The organism is Mesorhizobium sp. Root552 (assembly GCF_001427285.1).
In the GTDB taxonomy this organism is placed as follows: domain Bacteria; phylum Pseudomonadota; class Alphaproteobacteria; order Rhizobiales; family Rhizobiaceae; genus Mesorhizobium.
Window position 1 is genome coordinate 23,197 of record NZ_LMFV01000062.1, and the last position, 20,630, is coordinate 43,826.

A 20,630-nucleotide genomic window follows, 5' to 3' on the forward strand; every position below is an offset into this window, starting at 1 on the left:
GATCAGGTGCTGATCTTCAGGAGCTTGAGGGCTTCAAAGTTGACGATGCCGCCGCCGACACGCTTGGTGGTGTAGAACAGCACGTTCGGCTTGGAGGTGAACGGATCACGCAGCACCCGGATGCCGATGCGGTCGACGATCAGGTAGGAGCGGCTGAAGTCACCGAAGGCGACCGGGAACTTGTCGCCCTCGACCGCCGGCATGTTGTCGTCGGTGTGAACCGGCTTGCCGAGGATGGTGGCGACTTCCGCTGCTCCCGACGGCGGCGCCCAGATGTAAGCCCCGTCCGCGTCCTTGAACTTGCGCACGGTGTTCATGGTCGCATCCGACATCAACCACGCAGCCCCGTTCCGGTAGCCGGACTTGAGCGCATAGTAGAGGTCGATCAGGCAATCGGCCGGGCTGACCGAAGCGGTCGCAGCCAGGAAGCCGTCTGCCTTGCCGGAGGCGACGAAGCCGATCTTGCCCCAAGCATGGGAGGCGTTCGCCACCTTGTCGTAGGCGAGAATGCCGCGTGGCTTGTTAATGCCATCGCCATTGGCAAAGGCAGCACCTTCCTGCTCGGCGAACTCGATCGACACTTCATCGGCCAGCCAGGCCGCCAGATCGATGCGGGCATCGTCGAGCGAGGTTTGTGTCGCGCCCGGCATGGCGTAAATCTCACCGGTATTGATGGCGATCTCGCGCAGCGTCGGCGTATTCGTGCCAGATCGGCTATCTTCCTCACCGACCCAACCGGAAGTCGCGCCACCCATATTGACCAGCTTCTTATAGGTGCTGGTCGAGATGGAGATGGTGCGGGCTAGCGAGCGGATCGTCGACACCGTGCCGAGCACGCGGTCGATGCCGGCTTCGGTTTCTTCCGGGACGAGATAGCCGCCATCGGGATCGGACTGCGTGGTCAGCTTGGCCCTGACCTCCAGATCACGCAGGCCGGCATCGACACCGCGCCGGAAGAAGCGGTCGAAGGCTTGCGCATGTTCGGCCTTGTCCGGATCGATCGTCCTGCCAACACCGCCGACCTTGACCGCCGCCAGCATGGCATTGGTCTCGTCGAGCGCCTTTTGTAGGGTGGTGATCTCGGCATTGATGCGATCGACCTTTTCGGTCTGGACGACATCGGCCATGCCGGCCCTGATGTCGGCCAGCTCCTTGTCGCGCTCGAGTTTGAAGTCCTCAAAAGTCTTCTGCAACTCGGCGAGGATCTTTGTAGCGCTGCCGGAATCAGCGCGAACGGCAACGATCCCGCGCGCAGGCGGGGTGAGTTCGATACCCATGACGGGATCTCCTATGATCTGATGGTGTCGATCAGCCGCTGGATGGCGGCTGCATGGGAGCCAGCGTCGTGCATGGCGGTTTCGGCAGCGTCGTGCATGCCGGCAATCTGGTTGAACATCTTGCGCCGCTCCGTGCGCGAGATGCCCTGTTGCGCCAACGCCGCATCGATGCGGCGCTTGGCATGGATTTCGGGGCGGACCTGCGCGGACGCATTGGTCTCTGCATGGATTTGGGCATCGTCGACGACATCGGCAAAGCCGTATTCGACAGTCTGTGCCGCCGCCATGAACGTCTCCGCGTCCATCAGCTGCTCGATATCGGCGCGCTTCATGCCGGTGCGGGCCTCATAGATGTCGGCGAGCGCCGCATCGAACTGGTCGAACAGGGTGGCGGCCTCGCGCATGTCATGGCGGTTGCCGATCACCATGCCCCAGGCATTGTGCACCATCATGAAGGAGCCGAGCCCCATGCGGATGTCGTCACCGGCCATGGCAATGATCGAGGCAGCGGAAGCCGCCCAGCCCAGCACCTCGACCGTGACCTTCGCCGGATGGGCGCACAGCAGATTGTAGATCGCGATTCCCTCGAACATGTCGCCGCCCGGCGAGTTGATGCGCACGATGATGTCCTTGTTCCCGATCGAGCGCAGTGCGGCCGAGATGCGGTTGGCCGTGACGCCGCTTCCGGTCCAAAAATCCTCGCCGATGACGTCGAGGATGGAAATGGTGGTGTCGGCATCAGCACCGGGCACCGCGGCAAGCGGATGCTCGGCCCATTTCGTCAGCACGTCGGAGGGTGCGTCCCACTGGTAATTGCGCGGACGCGCAAAGACCTGCGCCTCGGGCAGTTTGCGAAGGCTCATGTGTCAGTGTCCTTTTCCATGGGCGGTCGATCATTGTCGCCATTGCCGTCCGCCGGCGTTCCCGCCGTGTTGGGCGGCGGATAAAAGACATCGCCGCCGTCGCGCGGGTTCTGGTCTTCGAGCGCGCGGATTTCGTTGGGGCTGTAGACGCCCCATTGCAAGCCTTTGACGTAAGCTTCCCAACGGGCCTTGATGTCGCCCTTGACGAGCGCCGCCCGGTTGAAGCGGGCATAGAGATTGTCGTCGCGCGTTCCCTCTGGCCCGATCAGGTCGCGGTTGATCGCCTCTTCCCACATGGTCAGATGGTCTTCGAGTGTATAGGCGACGAAGCCGATCGACTGCTGCTCGATGCCGGTGCCCCAGGACGTGCTCTTTTCCGTGTCGCCGATCATGTGCGGCGGCACCCCGAAGAACATGGCGATGTCGGTGCGGCTGAACTTTCTGGCCTCCAGCCACTGCGCATCCTCGGCCGTCATGGCGATGCGGGCATAGTCCATGCCCTCTTCGAGGATCAGGTTCTTTCCCTCCTGCTCGCCGCCGGAGCGGAACTCCTCGAGCCCGGCCTTGAGATGGGCGACGGCTTCCGGGCCGAGCTTGTTCGGATGCTTCAGCACCCCGCTGACGCGGGCGCCATTGCGGAAGGTGGCGGCGCCATGATCCTCCATGGCCAGCGACAGGCCGATGGTTTCACGAGCGTAGCCGATGGCCGACACGCCATGGACACCGTCGAGCGTCAGCCCAACCAGATGGAACACTTCCGTCTGAGCAAGCTGGATGCGCCGCCCGTCCTGGCGCGTATAAAAATATTCCAGCGCAAGATCGTCGGTCTGCTTCACCTCGACCCGATCGGGATGCAGCGGGATCAGTTCCTGCATATTCCCGCGCGAGCGCACGATCATGGCATAGGCATTGCCGCGCAAAAGCAGATGCGCCTGCAGCATGCGCCGAAACTGCGATGGCGTCTGCCAGCGGTTCGGCCGTCGTCGCAGCACCTTCCAGATCGGCGTGTCGGACGCATCCTGCCGGGTGCGCTCATCCACCCGGCGCTTGATGTGCAAGGGCAGCGTCGCCACAGCGCCCGAGATGATGCGCACGCAGGCATAGACAGCCGCCACCCGCATGGCGCTGTTCGGCGTCACCGTGGTTCCCGATGCCGTCACCGCTCCGGACCGCAGCGCCTCTTCCAGCTGCTGGCTGGTCGCAATGACCAGGCCACCGCCGGCATCATGGAACGACGCACGCGGAGATGCGGCCGGCGGTTTTGCGCCGCCGAACCAGTTCGACCAGAATGCCATTGGGTTCTTTCGTCAGCACTTTACAGCATCAGGATGCCGCGGGTCTCATAGACCGAGCGGCCGGCATTGACGTCGCGGGCCAGCGCCCGCCCGAGAGCGTTGCAGATGGCGACAATGCCGTCGATGCGCTCTCTGGAGCGTTCCTTGTCCGGCTTGATGTTGCCGGCCGGATCATGGCGCACGGCAACATTGGAGGCGTTCCATCGCAGCACGGGATGGCCGCCATGCCAGAGCGAGCGTGACACCGAAAGCCGCTCCAGCTCCGCCGTGGGCGCCGCCATGGACAAAAACCCTTGTCCGAACTGCACCAGGTTCAAGCCTTCATCCTGCAGATGCTGGACGATCTCGCCGGCAAAGGTGCGATCATAGGACAGCTCCCGCAGATCATGGCGTGAGGCCAGCTCCAGTATCTCGGCCTCGATGAAGGCAAAGTCGGTGGCATTGCCGGGTGTCGCGGTCAGGAATCCCTGATCACTCCAGACGTCATAGGGCACGCGGTCGCGCCGCACACGGCGGACTATATCGTCCTCGGGAATCCAGAACCGGCAGGTGACGATCCATTTGTCGGCAAGCTTTCCAAGCGCTTCATCCAGTGTCGGCGGGAAGACCAGCACGAAGGCCGACAGATCGTTGACGCGGGCAAGATCGAGCCCGCCATAGCATTCACGCCCCAGCAGCTTGCCTTCCAGTTCCTCCAGTTCGTGTTTGACGATGCGCCAGTCGGTGGCAGCTGGCAGTCCGCCTTCCTCCCACACGCTCATGTCGAGCCAGCGGGTGACCTGCTCGGTCCATTCGTTGAGGCGCAGCCGGCGGATCGCATTCTGCTGCGCCGGCATTTCCCTAGCCTCGTCGATCTGCCGCTTCAGGTCATCCAGCTTTACCGTCACGCCAAGGCTCGGATTGGCCTTCACCCAGACCTTTTCGTCGGTCCAGTCGTCGCCCTCATCGATGGTGGCGATATAGGCAAACCAGCTGTCTGACGACTCCGTTGGCAGTGTTCCCTCCAGCGCCTTCACCGAGAACTCGTGATGCTGGCGGCAGACCGAATGGCGATCATAGCCGGCCGTCGTGATCTCGAAGATCAGCGGCTGGCGCCGCGCACCGGTGGCGGTGTTCAGCTTCTGGATAATCTCGGGACCGGGATGTTCATGGACCTCGTCGACGGCGGCGAAGTGAATGTTGAGCCCGTCCATCTTGGTGGCGTCGGCCGACAGTGGCCGGAACCAGGACGAGGTCGGCAGCACCGCCAGATTGTTCACCGTGCGGGTGATCCGCGCCTGCAGGGCCGAGCTTGCCGCCACCATGCGCTCGGCCTCGCCAAAGACGATCCTTGCCTGATCGCGGGTCGTTGCCGCCGAATAGACATGGGCGCCAGGCTCGCCATCGGCGATCAGTGCATAGAGAGCAGTGCCAGCCAACAGCACCGACTTGCCGTTCTTCCTCGCCACCTCGACATAGGCCGTGCGGAAACGGCGCAATCCATGTTGGCCCGAACGGGTCTTCCGCTTCCAGCCATAAAGCGAGCCAACGACGAATTGCTGCCAGTCCTGCAGCACGAAGGGCTCGCCGGCCCATTCACCGGTCGAATGACGCAAGTGGCCGAAGAAGTCGATGGCATGCCGCGCCGCAGCGCCATCCCATACCAGGCCGCGTTGTCCGCCGGATTTGAGATCGGCGAGATGGCGTTCGCAGGCCAGCTTCACCAGGCGACCGGCGACGATCCTGCCGCTGACGACACCGCGTGCATAAGCTGTGACCGGGCAGGATGACGCTTTCCTGACCGAGCCGGATTTACGCTTTTCGGCCACGGGTCAAAAAGTCCTCGAAGGGGTCGGTGGTCTCGGCAGGCTCTGCCATGCGGATGCGCGAGCGGCTGGAGGGTGTGAGCCCGAACTCGCTTTCGATCTGTGCCATCTGCGCCAGGCACTTGTTGGCAACCGCCAGGAACGGGTTCTGGATGATGTTGTCGTTCGCCGTCTTCACCACATGGCCGCGGCGTTTGACTTCCTGCTCGGCTTCCAGCCAGCGTCGCCAGATCACCACGTACCGGGCCAGCGCATGCGTATCGAGCTCGGTCATCACGCCATGGCGGGCCAGCAGCTCGGCCATCTCGGAGAACTTTTTCCGGGCGTCCTCATCAAGATGATCGGGCGGCGCAGGAACTGCCACCACCGGTTTCGGCTCGGCCTTGTTCAAACGGTGCGGACGGGCCGTGCCCTTCACCAACTTCAGATGCGTTGGCAGCGGCTTGCGGCCGGCCATGTCAAAACTCCATGCATTATCCAGTGCCGTCACCGCGAAGGCGTACCGCCTCGAACAACCTGCGCAGACAGTAACTGCGTGCGATCGACACCACGGTGAAAATCGCGCCCATCGCCATGTTCTCGGCCAGCGTGGTCGATAACCCGAACAGTGGGAACACCAGGATCTGGGTGATGACGGCGATGCCATAGCCGATGGCGACATTGGTGAGCGATTCCACCAGCGACATGGTGCGCGACTGCTTCATGCCGCTGCATCCTTGGCCGTATCTCCGGTGTCGGGCACGCGCTCGGCGGCGATCGCGTCAAAGCTGCGGCCGTCGCCCTCGAGCGTGGCCTGCTTGCCGGTAAACGCCTGCCAGCGTCGGATGACCACGTCGCAAAAGGCTTCCGACAGCTCCAGCCCATAGACCTTTCGGTAGGTCTTTTCGCCCGCAATCAGCTGCGAGCCGGAGCCGGAAAACGGCTCGTAACAGATATCGCCGGGATGGGTGTGCAACTGCATCGGCAGCGTGAACACCCGCACCGGTTTTGAGGTCGGATGCTCGCGCGTCTCGATTTCCGAGGACGGAATGTTCCACACCGTGGTCGGCCAGCTCTCGAACCCCTCGCGGTTGATGCGGGGCTTCTTGCCGCGACGCCATCCGAACAGGCAGGGCTCGTGCGCCCACAGCATCACCGAGCGCGTCAGCACCGGGCGGGATTTGGCCCAGATGATCTGCTGGTGATGCAGCACGTCGAACTGATCCCAGACCGTTTCCAGCATGCGCTGGCGGCGCGACGCATGCCAGCAATACCAGGCGACATCCTCGGCAATGGCATGGTCGATCGCCGTCTTGCAGAACGCCTCGTAAAACTGCGGGCCTTGACTGGAATCATCCCAGTGCGGCTGCTCGATGTAATCGTCGCCCCAGTCCTTGTTGGCGATCTTTTTCGCCCGCGCCGAGGCGTTCTTCTTCGTCGGATGGTTGGTGCCGTCGTAGTCGACCAGGTACGGCGGATCGGTGGCAAACAGCGCGGCGCGCTCGCCGTTCATCAGCCGGGTGACATCGACACCATCGGTGGAATCGCCGCACAGCAGCCGGTGTCCGTCCAGCAGCCACAGATCGCCGCGCCGTGTCACCGGCGTTGCCGGAACTTCCGGAATGGCGTCGTCCTCGGTCAGGCCATCCTGTTCGTCATGGCTGCCGTAAAGCAGGTTCTGCAACTCGTCGTCGCCGAAGCCGGTGAGACCGAGATCGAAGCCGGCCTCCTGCAGGTCGGACAGTTCGAGCGCCAGCAGTTCCTCGTCCCAGCCGGCATTCATGGCGATGCGGTTGTCGGCGAGCACAAGCGCCCGGCGCTGCGTCTCCGACAGTCCCGTCAGCACGATCGTCGGCACCGTCTCCATACCGAGCTTGCGCGCCGCCAGCACGCGGCCATGACCGGCAATCAGCGTGCCATCCTCGGCAATCAGCACCGGGTTGGTGAAGCCGAAGGCGCGGATCGACCCGGCGATCTCGGCCACCTGCGCATCCGAATGCGTGCGGGCATTGCGCGCATAGGGCACCAGCTCATCGAGACGGCGGTATTCGACGGCGAGTTGGCGGGCGGCAACGCCAAGGTCAGCAGCGCCAAGATCAGTTGCGGGCACACAATATCCCTTCAATTCGAACGTTCATTTTATCGTCGCACCCCCCATCGCCATTTTGGCCACGGCTGCGTGTTTGGTGGCGCGCGGTCCTGGGGTCGAACTCTCCAGAGATTTGACCTCCCCGGGGGGCCTACGAGCCGCGCCGCACATTGCCGAAGCCGCCATCCTTCGCTGCGGTCTTCCTGCCGTGGCACGATGCGCACAGCGCCTGCCAGCGGCTGCGATCCCAGAACACCGTTTCGTTGCCATCGTGCGGATCGACGTGGTCGACGACGCTGGCCGGTCGGATCAGATCATGGCGCTCGCATTCCACGCACAGCGGATGATCGTGCAGGAAGGATGCGCGTTCTGTTCGCCAGCGCTTTGAGCGATAGAGCGCACGGGCCACCGGATTGCGCTGGCGGGCATAGTCCTGGTCACGCTCCCGCTTTTCGCGCCGGCCAACCGGGCGATGGATCGGCGGGCGGACAGGCATGGTGCTGATCTCGACGATGATGCTGATGACGATGGTGCTGGCAACGACAACGCCCGCGATGGATCGTCTCCGTCGCGGGCGCGCTGCTCTCCCGAGCATATCCAGAATCTACCCCAAACAAGCCGGTTTTGTCCGTTCGAAAACTGTCCGTCGAACAGAGTTCTATCCGGTTCTCACGCTTGCGACGCACAAGCCAGTTCGATCACCTTGCGCCTCGACAGGTTGCGATTGAACCGCCGCCGGTTGAGCTTCAGGGCAATGAGGCACAGCGCATAAAGCCAGTGTTCGTTGGCTGCGGACCGCTGAAGCCCGACCCGGCCGCAGATCGCCTTCCAGCGCCAACCATGGGCTTTCATCCAGACGATCCTGCCGTCAATCGGGTCAAGGCCGAAGGTCCAGGTCAGCGTTTCCTCCATCTGGCTGATGGCTGTGGGTGACGGCGTCAATCGCATCGGCTGGGGCTCCTGACCGACGAGGTCGGCGAACTCGTAGAAGTAATCCGGCCAGGTGTTGAAATATCCCTGCCGGCGCGGCGCCGGCAGACGGTTGAGAACTGCGGCGGCTTCTGCGAGCCGCCCCTCGACCATGCTCGGCGTCCAGCAGCTCATCGCACACCTCCCGCCGTTTCCGTCGCCCACAGCAACAGCGCGATGGCGTCGGCCTCGTTGTCGTCGGCGGGGCTGAAACCGCGGGCGCGAACAGCGGCAAGTACGGCCTCCTTGCCGGCGTTGCCCTTGCCGGTGGCGTGGCGTTTGATGGTGCCGACCGGCACACCCTGATAAGCGACACCCTTCCGTTCGCACCAGGATGTGAGCGTGGCGAGGAAACCGCCGTAAAGGTGAGCGGCATCAGTGCCGAGATGCCGACGGACCTCCTCGAAATAGATGGTGGCCATCGGCCCTGACAGCCGGTCGATCTCGCCCAGCCAGTTGGCAAAGCGCAGATAGCGCATGCCACCACCGTCGAAGCGGCCGGGACGCAGCGACAGCGTTCCGCTGGTGATCAGCCCGTCCGCATTGCGCAATGCCCAGCCGGTGGTCGTGCCAAGGTCGAGCGCGAGGACGCAGCGGTTGCGGAGCGTGTCGAGCGGCAGCGATTCAATCCTTGCGGCGTCGGATTTCTGGATCAGTGTCGGCTGAGCCATGATGGGTCTCCTTTGCCGGTGGCTTGTCGTGGCGGAAGATGACGGCGGTCTGGTGCTTGGCGGTACGGGGTCGCCGTCGTCGGATCAATTCTCGGGGCCAGACTTGAGCCCGAGAAATTTGCCCAGGGGTAGGTGGTGACACTCCCGCGCTTAGCGGGGAGGTCACCTACCCCTTTAGGGGGGAGTTTTCCGAATTCTGAAATCTGCTCCAAGGCTTTGATCTGAAACAGAATTTCCAGAATCCGGCGCAGAATCCGGAAAGAACTTTCCGGATTCTGGAAAGCACCTTCCAAACCACTGAAAACAAACAGGAAAAGCCAGATTTCAGATTCTGCGTGGGGAGCAGATTCCACGGATTCTGGCCAGAATCCGGAGCTTTTGACCCAGAATCCGGAATACGGATTGGCGTGTCTCATCATGCCTCGTCCTCCTCGTGATAGACCCAGACAGAGGAGTTCTCGACGGGAAGGACGGCACCGGTCTGCGGGCATTTGTAGTGGCTGGGCAGAACCGGGATGAGCTCCGGCGCGACCTCGCCCGTGTCGGGATCGACGGTCTCGCCACCTGTGCCGAACAGCATGCCCTCGACGCAGAGATAGCCGTACTTGCTCCGCTCCGCGGCCAAGCCGATCCGCGTGGCGGCGGGTCCGCGAATGAATTTCACGTTGCCTTTGGTCGCGAGAACGCTGAGCCGATCGTGGACAATGGTCCGTCCGCCGAGGCCCCCGGTATTCTCGAAGGCCTCTGAGAACTGCGCCAATGTGTAGAGCTTGCCGCGTCGTGCCTCCTCGTAGAGCAGGCCGAGGATCACATCGCCTTTGCGCACACGCTCGGCGTCATGCCTGGCGCCGACTTCGGCACGCGCCAGCCGCTCGTTCATCGGGTTGAGTTCGACCCATCGGCCGTTGACCTTGTCGACGAGTTTTGCCGGCAACGCCGGGCCATTGCGCAATTCGATTTCCAGTCGCCGTTGGGATGACTCTTCGTCGGGGCGGTGCAGGATGAGGCCGGTGGTGTAAAATCCACGCAGGGCGCTGGCACCTGAGAGCGCGAGAAACGGATCGTCCTTCACCTGTTGCTTGGAAAGCTTTTTGGTATGGTGGACGAGGACCACGCCGCAATCGGCATCGATGTGATCGCGCAGGACCTCGACGCGCTCTTTGAGGAAGAACATCATCGCGTCATTGTCGTTCTCGCCGCCGCCATCCGGCCCACCGTCGAAGAGGTTGCGGATCGGATCGATGCAGATGATGTCGACCGGATCGACCGGAAAGGCGCGCCGGATTGCTGCGGCGACACGCACGCTGCCCTCGTCATCGAGCAGCATCTGCAGCTTCGGAGTAGCGACAAGATTGTCGCGGGCGGCGGCGAGAATTTCCGGCGGCAGGCTTATGTGCTGCATGCGCTCGCGCAGATAATGATATTGGATCTCGGCCTGAAGGTAGAAGATCCGCAGCGGCCGTGGCGGGGTGAAGCCAAGGAAAGGCATGCCTGCCGCCATATGGACCAGAAGACTGATCAACAGGTCGCTCTTGCCGACTTTTGGCGCGCCGCCGAGCACCATGAGCCCACCTGGCGTCAGCACGCGCGGCGCGATGATGTCGGCAGGCATGGGGCTGGTATCGTCGAGCAAGGCGCCCAGCGTGAAGGCGGGCAGCTCGTTTGGCGCGGGTGCTGCACTGTCGAGGCGAATGAGCGGAGGCCCGTATTTCTCGACATGGATGGCCCAGAGCCGCTCGGATTCGCGCTTCAACCGCTCGACCGGCCACTGGGGGCGCAGCATGGCAGCGTTGTATTCGCAGATCGCCTGCCAGCCTTCGTCCTTCGACAGCCGGCCATCATGCACCATGCGGATGTAATGGCCGATCGCCGCCGAAGCACCCTCGAAGCGTGACCAGTCATCCTGGGCGCCCTCGCGCACCGGCGTCACCAGCACATCGGCGACAGCGGGCTTGTCGGGCGTCGAGAAGTCGGGCTGGAGCGAAATGCCCGGCGCGGGCGGCATGTCGGTGACGGCCTCGATGAATTCCTCGAGATCGTGCTCGAGGCCGGTGTTCAGCTCGACAATGCGCACCTGCGTCTTGAGGCTATTCTTGTAATAGACCGAGCCTGCCACCCGGATCGGCTGATGCGCCGAGCGGAAATGCGTATCGCCACCCATCTTGGCGGCGATGTCGCCGCGCAGACGGCAGACGCGGGCGATGTCATCGCCCTGGGCGGGCTCGTTCAGCTTCCACCAGACATGGGCCTTACGCTGGCCCTCGGGCGTCGCCCCGCCGCTTTCCACCACCATGGTCGGCGGCCCAAGATGGCGCTCGAGATGGGCGCGCTTGGCGGCAATGTCACCGGTGTCGATGTCGACGACCACCGTCTGCATCTGCAAGATGTCGACGGCCTTGGCCTGACCCTTGGTGGCGACCGTGCCGGGGATGACATAGACGGCAGCTCCTTCGCGGCCGGCCCATGCTGCGAAGGTCGCCATCTTGTCGGCAACCGTGCTGTCGGCCTCGATCCAGATATTGTGCGGGCGCCCGTCGAAGCCCTGACCCTTGTCGATGAAGCTGCGCACCGGGATCAGGCCTTCGCAATAGCCGAACACCACCTCCATGAACCGGGCGATCTGGTCGGGATCGGGCTCGTCGCCGAACACGTCGACCTGGCCAGGCGCATCATTGAAGTCGCGCCACGGGTTGAAATGAACGATCTCGCCGGTGGCAGGTACTTCCACCTCGCTATCCTGCAGGTGGATCTGCGGTTGATGGGGACCCTCGATCAGGGTGTCGTCGCGCTCGTCGCTCATGCCGGCAACCTCCAGCAGCGTTCAGCCCATGGGCAAAAGCGGCATTCGAAGAAATCCCGGGTGGTGGCGATGCGCGGCAGCAGCTCGCCAGCATCGGTTGCCTGCAGTATCCGCACGGCACGATCGCTGGCGGTCTGAGCGCGCCCAGCATCGAACGGCACCAACTCGTGGTGGAGCTCGGCGGTGTCTTTGTTGATGGCGGTGAACAGCGCCGGATTTGTCGCGATGCCGGGAACCTGCGGTTCCATGTAGGCCTGATAGACCGCGATCTGGGCGGCATAGACGGGCTTTGACTTCGCCACGCCCTCCTTGACGCAGGCGCGCCAGTTCTTTGCGTTCATGGTCTTGCATTCCCACAGCGCGGGAACGGCGAAGCCAAAACCTTGTGGCCCGGCAGCAATGATGCCGTCGACATGACCGCGGATGCGTCCGCCTGCGACAGAAAAGCCGAACTGTTCGCCGTCGGGTCGGTTGCCCTTGCGCGTATAGAGATCGAAGCCGGCGGCGCGCAGCCACTGGATAGCCAGATCCTCGAGCTGGTGACCGATGGCGAAGATGCGCAGCGTCTGGCCGGTAAAGCCGGCGCCGTCGTCCTTGGGCGTCGCCGTAAACTCGAACTGCAGGGCGCGCTCGCAGGCAACACCGAGACGAGAGCCGCCAAGGTAATCGCGCGGCGGCGTGGCCTCGTTCTCGGCGACAAGTGCTGCATCGATGGCTGTGTTGATGTGGTCGGCGAAGCCCGGGCGGCGATTATAGTCCAGCATGATCGCCTCCCTCGTAGCGACGGTGCGCGCGCCCGTGGCAGATCGAGCACAGCCATTCGACAGCGAGTGGCTGCGAATAGTCGTGGTGGTGAGCTTCGAGTTCGGTCACACAGCCGCAGCGCTGGCACCAGACGGGCACGATGATCCGGCAGCTCAGAATCGCTTTCCTGACAATGCAGTGGGCACGGTGCTTTTCGGCATGCCGCGTGCGGTATCGGCGTTGTGCTTCGCGATGTCGCTTCGGATCCCTGCAGTTCTGAGCATAGATTCGTTGGTACTCACGCCGGCAATCTCGACACCAGCTCTGTCGACCGTCCGCGCTCAGCTTCCGACGACCAAATTCGCCGAGGTCCTTTTCGACGCCACATTTTGTGCAGAGTTTCATCAGAACGGCACCTCCGGAACGAGGGTGGGATTGGCGGCGGCGTGTTCCCGAAGCGCGTCCTGGAAACCGGTGGCGGTCACCTCGATCAGGGTCAGCACCTGCTGTTCGGAAAGATCGGCAAGCCGGGTCTGCCAGCCGATCTCCTCCATGATCTCGGCGACCGGCTTCATGGCACTGCGGATCGCTGCCTGTTCGGCTTCGGTCGGGTCGATCATCATGCCGCCCTCGCCAGGTCCTGTCCGTCCGCACCGAAGACGAGGCTGCGGATGGCGGCGCGGTTGAACTGGAAGGAGAGCAGCGCCGAAGCCTGATAGCGGGTCAGCCCGAAATCATGCCGGTAGTCGGCCGGAAGGTACGCCAGCTGCCGGTCGGTGGGCGGTTGCGACAACCAGCGCCGTGTCTTGTGGGCGCTCTCATCGGATTCGTGCTCGTTCAGCCAGTCGTCAGCGGCGGCCAGACACACCATGCGCTCACCGATCGAGAGCAGGCGCGGCTCGATCCCTTTCGCCGCGCCGACCGCGTACCAGCGGCCACTGAGGAAAAAGACACCGGCCCACGCGGAGAAACCGTTGGCCATCAATGCGGCGTCGTCACCGAACAGATCGCACCAGCGGAAGCTGGAGCGCTTGAGGAGATCGATCTCCGACATCACAAAATCGGTGAGCGGAATGTCGCCAATGTCATCGTCGATGTTTTCGAAGACGAAACCGCAGAGCGGACATTCCTGACAGCCGAGCGGGATGTCCCCATCGCATTGCGGGCAGCATTTGGTCGGTACATCGCCGGACGCTTCGTGCCCGACGAGATCGACCTCCTGCTCGAGCGAGCCGTACATCAGGCTGGACGTGCCGAAATCGAGCACGATGCAGTCGGTCTTGATAACGCCCGGATGCTCCTCGGGCGAGACTGTGCGCAAGCCCCGCCCGACCATCTGGATCATTGTCGATTTGAAGGAGCTCGGCCGCAGCAACACCACGCAGGACGTCGGCGGATGATCCCAACCTTCGGTCAGCACCGCGACATTGACGACGATCCGCAATTCGCCGGCGGCATAGGCGGCAAGCACCGATTTGCGCTCGCTATCCCCCATCTCGCCATGGACGAGACCTGCGGCAATGCCGGCGGCCTTGAAGGCGTCGGCAACGCTACGGGCATGGTCGACCGTCGAGCAGAACACCACGGTCTGCCGATCGGCGGCCTTGTCCTTCCAGTGCTGGACGACTGCATCGGTGACCGGGGCGCAGTTCATGATGCGCTCGACCTCGCCCATGTCGAAATCGCTGGCGGTCTTGCGCACCCTGGCCAGTTCGTCCTTGACGCCGACGTCGATGACGAAGGTACGGGGCGGCACCAGATGCCCCGAACGGATCAATTCGCCAATGCGGATCTGGTCGGCAACGTTGGAGAAGACCTCGTGAAGACCCTTGCGATCACCACGGTTGGGTGTTGCGGTGACACCGAAGATGCGGCAGGCGGGATTGCGCTTGAACGCCTCATCAATGATACGGCGGTAGCTGTCGGCCGTGGCGTGATGCGCCTCATCGATGACCAGCAGATCGAGCGTGGGCATGGCGGAAAGGTTGGTGCTGCGCGACAAGGTCTGCACCATGGCGAAGGTGACCCGGCCATTCCAGGATTTGTGACTGGCATCGACCACCGAGGTGGTAATGGCAGGATTGACGCGGGCGAACTTCTGCCGGTTCTGAACGGTCAGTTCGTCGCGATGGGCGAGAACGGCTGCCTTTGCATCAGTACCGCCGATCATCTTCCCGGCGACGGCCGACAACATGATGGTCTTGCCGGCGCCGGTCGGCGCAACGCCGAGCGTATTGGCGTGGGTGTCGAGCGCAGACAGGCTACGCTCGACAAAGAGTATCTGGCGAGGACGAAGCAACATGGCCGGGCCCTCTCTCTATTGTGCCCATGACGGGCGCGCCGAGGGCGCCGTGCTCTGCTGCCTGGCCTCGGCATAGGCATTGCCCTGCGGCGAGCCAGCCTGTGCCGCGCTGGTCTGCGGCGCAGCCCGGACCATGCCCATGATTGCGGCATAGTCCTTGTGGTCGGGCGTCACGGCAGCACGGACTTCGTTTTTGTCGTCACCATTGGCATCCGTGCCAATGTCGATGCGAGCGACGAACTCCAGGCCATCGAGATCGGCAAAGCCCGAGATGCGGCGCGCGACCTGTGCCGCCTCGCTCATGTCCTTGTCGGAAAGGCCGCGGGCGGAGTTGAGCATGCCCCGGACAAAAGCCCGACCCATATTGGCCCAATCGGGACCCTTGGGGCTGTAAAGGCCGATCAGCGTGAAGATCTTGCGGCGGGCATACGGACCTTCCAAGACGGTGAATTCGCCATTGAGATAGACAGAACCGGTCGAGCCGCGCGTGGCATAGCCGCCGGTCCAGCCCTGCGAGGGGTCATCGAAACCGCCCGGGCGGATGGTCAGACGCACCTTGGCCAGAGTGCCCTTCGGGATCAGGTTGGTGTTGGTCTGTGCGTCGTTGAAATCGTTCCATGCCGACATGGGTCAGGCTCCTTGTTCTTGAGCTGCGGAGGAGGATTGGGTGGAGGCGGCTGTCGCCGGCGCGGCGAAAGCCTGGCGCGCGGCGTTGCGGATCTTGTCCATCAGCCGGCCGAGATCCGGCTGTTCGATCATGTCGAGCCGGCCGGAGCGGTCCTTGGCGGGAAAGCCGAAGGGGTTGAGCGTCTGGCAGACGAAAGCGCGGTAGGGCTCACCCTCATCGTCCTTCAGCTCGACCATGCTGATGACTTCATCGACGATGCCGGGCAGTTCGAGGCCGGTCTTGGCGCCCTCGATCTGCGGCACGAAGATCTTGCGATTGAAGTCGTCGAGCTTCTCGTCGAGGATGCCGACGAACCAGATGTTCTTCGAACGCGTGTGCTGCAGGTGGGTCAGCCAGGCGATCATCTCGCGGCCATGCAGACCGTAGGCGCCGCGAATGTCGGGCTTGCCGGTCTTGTCGGAGAACGCTTCCGGCTGGCCCTTGGCCCACTGGAAGCACAGGCGCCCTGCGACCGTGATCGAGTCGATGAACACCGTCTGATAGCGATCGAGCTGACCCGGATCGCCGAGCTGCTCGACGACGGCGTCGTAGTGCGCCTGGCTGTAGGGCTGGTCGTCGCGCAACGCCGGGTTGGGGCCGCCGATGAAGACGGCGAAGTCGCGGCACTGGTCCCAGGTCTTGGGCCGGATGGTGTCGCCGGCCCAACCCTCGATGGCGAGATCGCCAGCTTCCAGGTCCATGAACAGCGTGGTGGCCGGGTTGAGCGTCCACAACAGCGAGGTCTTGCCGATGCCGGACTTGCCGAAGATGCAGCCCTTGATGCTGCGCGGCGCTGCCATCCGCTCGTCGATGGTGATGACGGGGAGGGCCATTATTTGCCCTCCTTCGTGGCTATCACCACGTCGATGGCAATGTCGGTGCCTAGGGCGCCGGCCTTGCGTGCTTCGTCATGGATGATGCGCACCGCCTCGATCTCGCGATAAAGGGCGGATGACCGTTCAATGAGGCCCAGCAGGGCGAAGGCGAGATCGTCGACGGTGCTGGTCTCGATCGGCTTCAGCGTCTCGTCGCGACCAGCGAGCGCCGGGACACGGACGACGGCAGGGAGCTTGTCGAGACCGTAGTGGTGCTCGCGCAAGGCGGCGATCTTGGTGATGCGGTTGGAAATCGTCATCACCGCCCCCTACGCCGAAGCCTGATGGCGGCGGCCGGGCGTGCTCTGGCGGATCTGTTCCGCCTCAAACGCCTCTACATCTTCAAGGCGATAGACGACGCGACCACCGAGCTTGACGAATTGCGGGCCTTCACCCGTCCAGCGCCAGCGTTCCAATGTGCGATGTGAAATGTTCCAGCGAGCAGCGAGCTCGATCTGGGAGAGGTGCCTGGTAGACATCCGTTTCTCCTTGGGTTTCGTTCGAAGACCCGAGGAGATTGGTGGACGGGCAGAGAGAAAACCGACCCGGTCAGAGAGAGAAAAACAGAGAGAAATTCGTCAGAGGTCGAAACCCCAGAGCCCGCCCTCGGATTTCAGATAGGGCGCGAGCTCCGCCCATTTTTGAGCGCCAAATGCCTGGCGCAGCGTCTTCACGCTGGGCGCTGCATCATTGAGCAATTCACTAGCCCTGTATCGTCTTCGGCTCTTGAAGCCGGCGACAAGCTTACGAATTATCGTGATGTGGGTGTCTGACCTGAATTCAATCGTGACGGTTCCGTTGATGGTCAGTTTCCGTCCGTCCGGTGTCAGATGAAGCCTCTCCTGCACGTCAATAGGAGATGTGCCGTCCAGACGTGCCGTGAGAATATCGGGCCTGATGGCGAGGCCCGCGCCAAAATCGATCACGTCCCTGACGGAGACAACAAGGTGACCGGGGATTGGCTGGTCCGACAGACGGGCGGAAGGTGTGCTGGTCAGGATGACCCGAATCTGCATGATAGGCCGTCGCGCGGCAGCGTCGGCAATCTGCCGCCAAACGGCTGGGTCGTATAGGCGGCGGGCGAACCAGATCGATGTGCGTGTCTTGCGGCGGCCGATGCGGGCATCGCCCACTTCCCACAGCATGTTTGGGATCAGCGCCGTCGCACCGCTACGGGATGCGAGATCGAACTGGACCATCATCTGAGCCAGAAATACCGAATAGTTGACGCCGAAAACGGCCAAGCGCTCATTGGGAACGGTAATCCAGCCCTCAGCCGGGCTGAAATATCCATAGCCTTCGTGCTCGGCGGACCAAGTCAGCGAAACCGGCTCGTCGTCATGATCAGCCAGCGAAACGGCCACCGGAAGGTGGCCGCACGGTTTGAGAAGATTGGCGGCAAGCAGCGCCGCCTCCTGTTTCGGATGGTAGTCCGAAAGCAACGTCCCGGAGATCCTTGCGCTCGGGCTTTCCAGGACCGACAGGATCAACTCGACGGCCTGGCGATCAATCGGTGTCGCCACTTTCCACCTCGGAGAGAATGCCCCAGCGCCGCAGATATTTTTCGCCGATCAGTTGCTCTGCCTCGGTCTGCTCTCTCAGATTGCAGCCCGACATTGTAATCGTCAGGGGGATTGTCTTTCCACGCCTTGCTTCGCCCTTGGGGCGTAGTTTGATGGTGAGCTTCGCCTGCGTCGCCCGCCATCCGCCAACAAGAGGGTCATGAGGACCGAACCGTTCGGTCGCCATGCTCCAGATGGTGCGATCAGCGTTCCGCAGGCATTCGAGCGTCAAGCGCTCCCCATTGTTCTCGAACGGAACCAGGCGGAGCAGCTTCACATCCACGGACTCGATCCCGTCTTCAGGATCGGTTGCGAATTCGTGGGGTGTGAGCAAGACGTCGAGATCATATTTGCGAAGTGGAACCTTCTGGCCTCGAAACTCAATGCCGAGCAGGTCGCGGGTCAGGAAGTGGGCCAGTTCAGCGCGACTCTCGCCGACGTTTGCCACAACCTCGATCACGCCGGTTGCGGGTTCATAGGTCAGTGCCGCCTCAAAGACCGGGCGATACGGGCGGCGCTCCAGCACGCCGGCATTGTTGAAGGCGAACCGGTCGTCAGGCAGGCCCTCGCGGTAGATCGCGATCTGAATGATCTCGAAATCGGTGCCATCAGAGATCGAACGCGTCCGTTCAAAAATATCGACATGCACATTGTTCGATGCAAAGCGTATCCGCAGTGCCGCCGTGAAAGCCTCGAGCGATGCCGCATCTTGGCGTAGGTCACGTCCTGGCATGCTGACGAAGCCATCCCAATATCGTCCGCGGCGCTTCTCATCGGTGTAGCGCGCCTCTTCTGCCCGACGAAATTCCGTCGGCTTTTTCAGAAAAATCCACAAGGCGCGTGCGTGGCCGTTGCCGAGATCATCAAGTACGGCGCGATCGTCGATCACGCCGTAGAGGGCAACCTGCCCAACCTCATCGGCCATTGCGTTGACACGCTCAGCATCGATTCTCACGCGGGAACGGGCTTCGTCCGACATTTCGTCGACAGCTTGAAGAAGGGGTCGCACGACATCGGCGTCCGGCGCGCTCCAGTTGACGGCGATCGGCAGATCGACTCCGGTGTGCTCGAAATAGGTGCGCAGGGACGAGACGGGGGTCTTGCGAATGAACGCAGCAATCGAAGGCATATCTGCTCCTTTTCAGCGTTTGGCGCATCGCACGCCAATCTGCTAAAGAGCGTAGTGTGCAGGCCATCGGAGTCAATCGCAAAAATACGCCATTCAGCGGATTAACGGGGAAAACTCAGAGCGACAGTGTGGATTGCTGCGAAATGCCCACCAGCAGATTCAATGCCTGAAGGCGAACCCGCGCGGCTTCTTCCGACACCTGGAACTCATCCTTGAGCGAATGAACGAGGATCTGACCGTGATCCGACTTGAGCTCGACTGCGCCAAGGATGCCCTGCGGCGTGCAATATTCGTCGACCAGCTTTCGGACAGCTGAAACAGGCATCAGGATGGCGCCGCTGACATAACCTGCCTGCCATTCCATCCAGTCGTTCTGGCGCGCATTCAGGATGGTGTCGCGCTTGCAGATCGCCTTGTTGTCATTTTCTTCCTCGACTGCGAACAGATCGCCGGTGGACAGCTTCTCTGCCCACAGATGCCGGTGGAAACGGACATGGCCGAACTCATGCGCAAGCGTGGTGCGAAGCCGGTTCTCGCGGCGGGGATCATTTGCCAGCCGGTCGGAGATCATCACGTCCGGCTCCCGTTCAGCGTAGAAAGCCGTTACGCCCTCGACATCATCGCCATAATTGGAAAGGTCGACGCACGAATCGAGGTCGGCTCCCTCCATCTCGATCAGCACAGACAGCTCATCGGTGGTGATGGGAAAGCGGATCGCACCGTGGCGGATGGTCAAGAAGCCCGTGACGATCTGCTCGCATTCACGGTCCAGCTCCTCAGCGAGATAATAAGGGCGTTGCGCAAAGCGACCAGACGCATCACGAACCATCTTGACCATGCCCGGATTACCTCTTTGCTACCGTCTTTCGGAAATTCATGAAGGCCACGCCAGCTTCGACGGGATCAGCAACGTCGCGGCGAACATCGTCCGGTATCTTTCCGGCAAGAACGAATAGCGTATTTTCGTCCATGTCGAGGACAACGGCAAATTGCCGAATCAGATGATCCGAGGTGGGGCTTCGCCGGTCGTGCTCGATGTCGTTGAGATATTGCGGTGAGATGGCCCTGCCATCTTCTTCCTTCAGAATACGGCCAGCCAGATCCTTCTGGCTTAGCGCCTTCTCTTTTCTGGCTTTGGCGATCGACTGTCCGAACGTCGCAATAGCCGATGTCATCTTGATCGCATGGCGGTCACCATTCCCTCTCGTTATCACGCATTTATGCGGATTGACGTAGAGCGGAACGCGATGGCCGTCAATCACACGTTTTGTGTCGCGGCCAGTCCGGCAACACCAGAGAGCTGATTCGCATTCTGGCACTGCCACCCGCCCAGCATTGATGCCGACGGCCGTGTTTTCCGACGGTGTTGTGAAGCGCAGTCGTACGAATGATTTCGCGCTCATTAGACAAGTATCTGAATTCGCTTGTGCTTTCCAATTTCGCACCTACCGTTTGCTGATCAGGATTGATTGCGAACGGTCTCATGCACGACATTTCCTCCACCCCGAACCCCTTGTCACCTGACCGCATGACGGCCGATGAGCGGCTTGCCGAAGTCGGCCGGATTCTCGCCGCCGGGCTGAGGCGCATCCTGCCCGAACAA

Annotated in this window: 23 protein-coding genes; all 23 read right to left on the reverse strand. The window is 62.4% G+C overall.

Features of this window, described 5'->3' with window-relative positions; translation table 11 throughout:
• Window positions 1-2 precede the first annotated feature (2 nt).
• Entirely contained in the window at window positions 3-1,277 is a 1,275-nt protein-coding gene (locus ASD50_RS20980; RefSeq protein ID WP_056245934.1) for a phage major capsid protein, read from the reverse strand.
• Between the two features lie 11 nt (window positions 1,278-1,288).
• Window positions 1,289-2,140, reverse strand: coding sequence for a head maturation protease, ClpP-related (locus ASD50_RS20985; RefSeq protein WP_056245937.1), 852 nt, complete (start codon window positions 2,138-2,140; stop codon window positions 1,289-1,291).
• Entirely contained in the window at window positions 2,137-3,435 is a 1,299-nt protein-coding gene (locus tag ASD50_RS20990) for a phage portal protein (RefSeq protein ID WP_056245941.1), read from the reverse strand. Before ASD50_RS20990 ends, ASD50_RS20985 begins: the two co-directional genes overlap by 4 nt.
• 20 nt (window positions 3,436-3,455) lie before the next feature.
• Complete coding sequence (locus tag ASD50_RS20995) at window positions 3,456-5,243, reverse strand: terminase large subunit (RefSeq protein ID WP_056245944.1); 1,788 nt, start codon at window positions 5,241-5,243, stop codon at window positions 3,456-3,458.
• Window positions 5,227-5,697, reverse strand: a complete 471-nt coding sequence (locus ASD50_RS21000) for a phage terminase small subunit P27 family (RefSeq protein WP_056245950.1) — start codon at window positions 5,695-5,697, stop codon at window positions 5,227-5,229. The genes ASD50_RS20995 and ASD50_RS21000 overlap by 17 nt, the downstream gene beginning before the upstream one ends.
• A gap of 16 nt (window positions 5,698-5,713) precedes the next feature.
• Window positions 5,714-5,944, reverse strand: coding sequence for a hypothetical protein (locus tag ASD50_RS21005; RefSeq protein WP_056245954.1), 231 nt, complete (start codon window positions 5,942-5,944; stop codon window positions 5,714-5,716).
• Window positions 5,941-7,329, reverse strand: a complete 1,389-nt coding sequence (locus ASD50_RS21010) for a site-specific DNA-methyltransferase (protein WP_082549779.1) — start codon at window positions 7,327-7,329, stop codon at window positions 5,941-5,943. The genes ASD50_RS21005 and ASD50_RS21010 overlap by 4 nt, the downstream gene beginning before the upstream one ends.
• A 130-nt stretch (window positions 7,330-7,459) precedes the next feature.
• Window positions 7,460-7,903, reverse strand: coding sequence for an HNH endonuclease signature motif containing protein (locus ASD50_RS21015; protein WP_244484607.1), 444 nt, complete (start codon window positions 7,901-7,903; stop codon window positions 7,460-7,462).
• Window positions 7,904-7,977: 74 nt separating this feature from the next.
• The gene (locus ASD50_RS21020; protein ID WP_056245958.1) at window positions 7,978-8,412 is read right to left on the reverse strand and encodes a DUF6362 family protein; all 435 of its coding nucleotides are present in this window, start codon (window positions 8,410-8,412) and stop codon (window positions 7,978-7,980) included.
• Entirely contained in the window at window positions 8,409-8,948 is a 540-nt protein-coding gene (locus ASD50_RS21025) for a crossover junction endodeoxyribonuclease RuvC (RefSeq protein ID WP_244484608.1), read from the reverse strand. Before ASD50_RS21025 ends, ASD50_RS21020 begins: the two co-directional genes overlap by 4 nt.
• On the reverse strand, window positions 8,930-9,367 hold the full coding sequence (locus ASD50_RS23335) for a hypothetical protein (RefSeq protein ID WP_156465208.1): 438 nt from the start codon (window positions 9,365-9,367) through the stop codon (window positions 8,930-8,932). The genes ASD50_RS21025 and ASD50_RS23335 overlap by 19 nt, the downstream gene beginning before the upstream one ends.
• On the reverse strand, window positions 9,364-11,748 hold the full coding sequence (locus tag ASD50_RS21030) for an AAA family ATPase (protein WP_082549780.1): 2,385 nt from the start codon (window positions 11,746-11,748) through the stop codon (window positions 9,364-9,366). Before ASD50_RS21030 ends, ASD50_RS23335 begins: the two co-directional genes overlap by 4 nt.
• Window positions 11,745-12,512 carry a hypothetical protein gene (locus ASD50_RS21035; protein WP_056245965.1) on the reverse strand — a complete coding sequence of 256 codons (768 nt, stop codon included), beginning with the start codon at window positions 12,510-12,512 and terminating at the stop codon, window positions 11,745-11,747. The genes ASD50_RS21030 and ASD50_RS21035 overlap by 4 nt, the downstream gene beginning before the upstream one ends.
• 384 nt (window positions 12,513-12,896) lie before the next feature.
• On the reverse strand, window positions 12,897-13,115 hold the full coding sequence (locus tag ASD50_RS21040) for a DUF6511 domain-containing protein (protein ID WP_200952443.1): 219 nt from the start codon (window positions 13,113-13,115) through the stop codon (window positions 12,897-12,899).
• Entirely contained in the window at window positions 13,112-14,794 is a 1,683-nt protein-coding gene (locus tag ASD50_RS21045; protein WP_056245968.1) for a DEAD/DEAH box helicase, read from the reverse strand. Before ASD50_RS21045 ends, ASD50_RS21040 begins: the two co-directional genes overlap by 4 nt.
• 15 nt (window positions 14,795-14,809) lie before the next feature.
• On the reverse strand, window positions 14,810-15,421 hold the full coding sequence (locus ASD50_RS21050; protein WP_056245971.1) for a hypothetical protein: 612 nt from the start codon (window positions 15,419-15,421) through the stop codon (window positions 14,810-14,812).
• 3 nt (window positions 15,422-15,424) lie between these two features.
• Window positions 15,425-16,294 (reverse strand): ATP-binding protein, encoded by an 870-nt coding sequence (locus tag ASD50_RS21055; RefSeq protein ID WP_056245974.1) that lies wholly within the window; start codon window positions 16,292-16,294, stop codon window positions 15,425-15,427.
• On the reverse strand, window positions 16,294-16,596 hold the full coding sequence (locus tag ASD50_RS21060) for a hypothetical protein (protein ID WP_056245982.1): 303 nt from the start codon (window positions 16,594-16,596) through the stop codon (window positions 16,294-16,296). Before ASD50_RS21060 ends, ASD50_RS21055 begins: the two co-directional genes overlap by 1 nt.
• 9 nt (window positions 16,597-16,605) lie before the next feature.
• Window positions 16,606-16,815 (reverse strand): helix-turn-helix transcriptional regulator, encoded by a 210-nt coding sequence (locus ASD50_RS21065; RefSeq protein ID WP_056245985.1) that lies wholly within the window; start codon window positions 16,813-16,815, stop codon window positions 16,606-16,608.
• 99 nt (window positions 16,816-16,914) lie between these two features.
• Window positions 16,915-17,859, reverse strand: a complete 945-nt coding sequence (locus ASD50_RS21070; RefSeq protein ID WP_056245989.1) for a hypothetical protein — start codon at window positions 17,857-17,859, stop codon at window positions 16,915-16,917.
• The gene (locus tag ASD50_RS21075; protein ID WP_056245992.1) at window positions 17,843-19,027 is read right to left on the reverse strand and encodes a hypothetical protein; all 1,185 of its coding nucleotides are present in this window, start codon (window positions 19,025-19,027) and stop codon (window positions 17,843-17,845) included. Before ASD50_RS21075 ends, ASD50_RS21070 begins: the two co-directional genes overlap by 17 nt.
• A 115-nt stretch (window positions 19,028-19,142) precedes the next feature.
• Window positions 19,143-19,865 carry an ImmA/IrrE family metallo-endopeptidase gene (locus ASD50_RS21080; RefSeq protein WP_056245995.1) on the reverse strand — a complete coding sequence of 241 codons (723 nt, stop codon included), beginning with the start codon at window positions 19,863-19,865 and terminating at the stop codon, window positions 19,143-19,145.
• Between the two features lie 7 nt (window positions 19,866-19,872).
• A complete protein-coding gene (locus ASD50_RS24040; protein WP_244484609.1) occupies window positions 19,873-20,430 on the reverse strand; it encodes a helix-turn-helix domain-containing protein in 558 nt (185 codons plus the stop codon).
• Between the last annotated feature and the right edge of the window lie 200 nt (window positions 20,431-20,630).